Raw genomic sequence first — 4,413 nt, forward strand, 5'->3', positions numbered from 1 at the left:
CTGGAATGTGAAAACGGTTCCTGGGTCGAAGGGCAGGGATTACTGGCTTTTTGTTTTCTTCCTGTATCCTGGTTTGCCGGTTTGCTCTTCTGAATGTTCTTCGGTGGTTAAGTAACCGTGATCTGAGGGTTGCCCGCCTTTATCAGCAGTAACGTATGCCTCATATGTCCACTCACTTTCAAGTGATACAGAACCATGCTCCTGTGGCGAGATGCCTATCCTGGTCTTTATTTGATCAATGTATGGTTTCATTAAATCCTCATTCCATAACCTGTTAACCGGAATTTCAATGACCTCAAATCCTGCTTTTTGCAACAGTGCGATTTTCAGCAGAGTCGAACCCTTCCTGGTTTTGAAATCACCACCCACGTAATGAAACGGTCCCTGAACTTCAATCACCAGGTTGTGATCTGGCAGGAGCAGGTCAACCGGAGGCAGTGAGTTCAGACTCTTTTCTTCTTCAATCTGCAAAGAGGGAAAGCATGATTGGAGTTGATCGCGGAAGTCGGATTGAGGTCTTGACCTGATAGTCTGGTAATGGGGGACGAACGGGCATGCTCTCCCAAGCCAACTGGCGGCCATGGCAATGATGCGTTGATCCTCTTCATTGTGCAGGAATGTATTTTCCAGACGGGTAAACAGGTCATCCATGTGCCTTTCAAGCCAGTTATTTTTGTTGGCATCAGAGACCAGAGACAATCTGGCACAGCATACCATTAACCCCCAGAGAGACATAAATATGTCTTGCTGAGAGAGCTGAGGATTTTCACTGATTCGGTAGACAAGCGCTTCGAACGTAGAGATAACCACGTTCAGTTCAAGGAGTTCACCCAGTTTCGCCATGGCCCACAGCAGGTTGGCGATTCCCTGTGGTTTAAAGTTAGCTTTCGCTGCGTTCACGTGAGGCAACAGCACAGCCACGGCCTCGTTAAACTCTGGTGTCCGCTCCTGCCCGCTATCCGCCAGTTTCGCAGTGGCCCACAGCAGATTGGCGATTTCCTGTGGTTTAAAGTTAGCTTTCTGTGTGTTCACGTTGCGCAATAGCGTGGCAACGGCCTTGTTAAACTCTGGTGTCCGCTCTTGCCCGCTATCCACCAGTTTCGCCATGGCCCACAGCAGGCTGGCGATTTCTTGTGGTTTAAAGCTATCTTTCTGTACGTTCACGAAGGCCAACAGCCTGGTTACGGCCTTTTTGAGCTGTGGTGTTCGCTCCAGCCCCTTATCAACCAGTTTCGCCATGGCCCAAAGCAGGTTGGCGATTTCCTGTAGTGTAAAGTTACCTTTCTGTGCGTTCACGTGGGGCAACAGCGTGGCCAAGGCCTCTTTGAGCTGTGGTGTCCGCTCCAGACCCTTATAAACCAGTTTCGCCATGGCCCATAGCAGGTTTGTGATTCCCTGGGCATTAAATTGGTCTTTATGTGCGTTTACGTGGGGCAACAGCGCGGCCACGGCCTTGTTGAGCCCTGGTGTCTGCTCGTGCCCGTTGTCCACCAGTTTCGTTATGGCCCACAGCAGGTTGGCGATATGCTGAGGAATAAATTGGTCTTTATGTGCGTTCACTTGGGATAAAAGCGCGGTCACAGTCTCTTTGAGCCCTGGTGTTTGCTCCTGCCCGTTGTCTACCAGTTTTGCCATGGCCCACAGCAGGTTGGTGATACCCTGTGGTGTAAAGTTTGCTTTCTGTGCGCTCACGTGGGGCAACAGCGCAGCCACAGCCTCTTTGAGCCCTGGTGTCAACTCATGCCTGTTATCCACCAGTTTCGCCATGGCCCATAACAGGTTGGCGATTTCCAAGGCATTAAATTGTTCTTTCTGTGCGTTTACGTGGGGTAACAGCGCGGCCACGGCTTTGTTGAGCCCTGGTGTCTGCTCTTGCTCGTTGTCCACCAGTTTCGCCATGGCCCACAGTAGGTTGGCGATATGCTGAGGATTAAATTGGTTTTTTTTTGCGTTCACGTGGGGCAACAGCGCAGCCACCGCCTCGTGGAACTCTGGTGTTCGCTTTTGCCCGTTGTCCACCAGTTTCGCCATGGCCCACAGCAGGTTGGCGATACCCTGTGGTTTAAAGTTTGCTTTCTGTGTGCTCACGTGGGGCAACAGCGCAGCCACTGCCTCGTTGAACTCTGTTGTTCGCTTTTGCCCGTTGTCCACCAGTTTCGCCATGGCCCACAGCAGGGTGGCGATACCCTGTGCTGTAAAGTTAGCTTTCTGTGCGCTCACGTGGGGCAACAGTGCGGCCTCGGCCCCGTTGAGCACCGGTGTTTGCTCCTGCCCGTTGTCCACCAGTTTCGCCATGGCCCACAGCAGGTTGGCGATTTCCTGTGGTTTAAAGTGAGCTTTCTGTGCGTTCACGTGGGGCAACAGCGTGGCTACGGCCTCTTTGAGTTCTGGTGTCTGTTCCTGCCCGTTGTCCACCAGTTTTGCCATGGCCCACAGCAGGTTGGCGATATGCTGAGGAATAAATTGGTTCTTTTTTGCGTTCACGTGGGGCAACAGTGCGGCCACAGCCTCTTTGAGTCCTGGAGTCAATTCATGCCTGTTATCCACCAGTTTCGCCATGGCCCACAGCAGGTTGGTAATGCCCTGGGTGTTAAATTGGTCTTTCTGTGCTTTAACGTGAGGCAATAGCCTGGCCACGGCCTCATTGAGCCCTGGTGTTCGCTCCTGCCCGTTGTCCACCAGTTTCGCCATGGCCCATAGCAGGTTGGCAATATGCTGAGGAATAAATTGGTCTTTCTGTGCGTTCACGTGGGGCAATAGTGCGGCCACAGCCGTGTTGAGCCCTGGTGTTCGCTCCTGCCCGCTGTCTACCAGTTTCGCCATAGCCCACAGCATGTTGGCGATTTCCTGGGCACCAACATAGCTGGCTTCATGTTTTTGGTTGCACTTGAATATTATTGCATCAAGCAGTGTTGACAATAAGGCAACTTGAGTATGCTTAACACGCTCATCTATGGGGCTATGGGTGGTAAAAACACCTGCTGAAGTAAATGAGTGGAGTGTCGTCGTCAGGCTTCGCCAATTCCAGGTCCGCGTTGCTGTGAAATTTTGCAGCAAACGCATCAGCTGGCTTTGTTCCGCTCGATTTAACGGTCGTTTAGCAGCTGACGTGTATTTTTTAATTAAGCTGGCATATTGACCGTGATGTCTCCCATCATAGCGATCACCGAAACGATAAGATTTACTCAGCAGGCCATCCATTATTTCCTGTTTGGTGAGGCTATTGAAATCTTGAGCAGGGTTTACTGAACGGTACTGTAGATGTTGAGAAGAGCGTGTGAAAGAAGAATGGTAAAATTCATTACGCCCCGGGGCAGTGCGGGAGGGCTTATCCCATTGTCTGACTGTGGTATATTTATATCGTCCACGCCTTGAAGAAGCGGTTTGGTCATCCGTTTTTTTGTCATCATTGCCTGATCTTGCGTATTGACCACTGATACCAGCAGAGCATCTATCCATAACTATATTTCATTAATTCATGGAAATATAAAAAGCAGACTGCGGTTCTGTTCAGAAGTTCATTTTGCAGTAATGTGGAAACGGTTCCTGGGTCGAAGGGAGAGGATTACTGGCTGTTTGTTTTCTTCCTCTTGGCTGGTTTACCGTTTTGTTCTTCATGATGTTCTTCGGCGGTTGAGTAACCATGATTTGAGGGTTGCCTGCCTTTATCAGCAGTAATGTATACCGCATCTGCCCAACTTCTTTTAAGTGGTACAGAGCCATGCCCCTGTGGCGGGATCCCTGTCCTGATTTTTATTTGATCAATGTATGGTTTCATTAAATCCTGATGGCAAAGCCTGTTAACCGGAATTTCAATGACCTCAAAACCTGCTTTTTGTAACAGTGCGATTTTCAGTAGAGTCGAACCATTCCTGGTGTTGAAATCACCACCCACGTAATGAGACGGTCCCTGAACTTCAATCACTATGTTGTGATCTGGCAGGAGCAGGTCAACCGGAGGTAATGAATTCAGACTCTTTTCTTCTTCAATCCGCAAAGAGGGAAAGCATGATTGGAGTTGATCGCGAAAGTCGACCTGGGTTTTTGAAATATTTGTCTGGTAATGGGGGACGACTGGACACGTTCTGCCAAGCCAAATGGCGGCCAGGGCAAGGATGGATTGATCATCTTCATTGTTCGGGAATGTATTTTCCAGGCGAGTAAACAGGTCATCCATGTTCTTTTCAAGCACGTTAATGTTATTGGTATTGGAGAACAGAGACAATCTGGCACAGCATACCATGACTCCCCAGAGAGACATCGATATGTCTTGCTGAGAGAGCTGAGGGTTGTCACTGATTCGGTAGACAAGCGATTCGAGCGTGGATGTAACCACGTTCAGGTCAACGAGTTCACCCAGTTTCGCCATAGCCCACAGCAGGTTGGCGATGCCTTGGGCATTAAATTGGTCTG

At 49.9% G+C, this 4,413-nt stretch carries 2 protein-coding genes; both read right to left on the bottom strand.

Features of this window, described 5'->3' with window-relative positions:
• Nucleotides 1-39 precede the first annotated feature (39 nt).
• Nucleotides 40-3,459, bottom strand: a complete 3,420-nt coding sequence (locus ACO6V1_RS22585) for a DUF1601 domain-containing protein (RefSeq protein WP_422468715.1) — start codon at nucleotides 3,457-3,459, stop codon at nucleotides 40-42.
• 106 nt (nucleotides 3,460-3,565) lie between these two features.
• A partial coding sequence (locus tag ACO6V1_RS22590) for an RAP domain-containing protein (RefSeq protein WP_422468717.1) occupies nucleotides 3,566-4,413 on the bottom strand: 848 nt, incomplete at its 5' end.

The sequence above is a fragment of the Endozoicomonas sp. ALC013 genome (assembly GCF_049310205.1).
Lineage (GTDB): Bacteria > Pseudomonadota > Gammaproteobacteria > Pseudomonadales > Endozoicomonadaceae > Endozoicomonas.

Excerpts from the sequence above, each read along its gene's own strand:
- ACO6V1_RS22585 (WP_422468715.1), bottom strand. The coding sequence starts at position 3,459 with ATGGATAGATGCTCTGCTGGTATCAGTGGTCAATACGCAAGATCAGGC.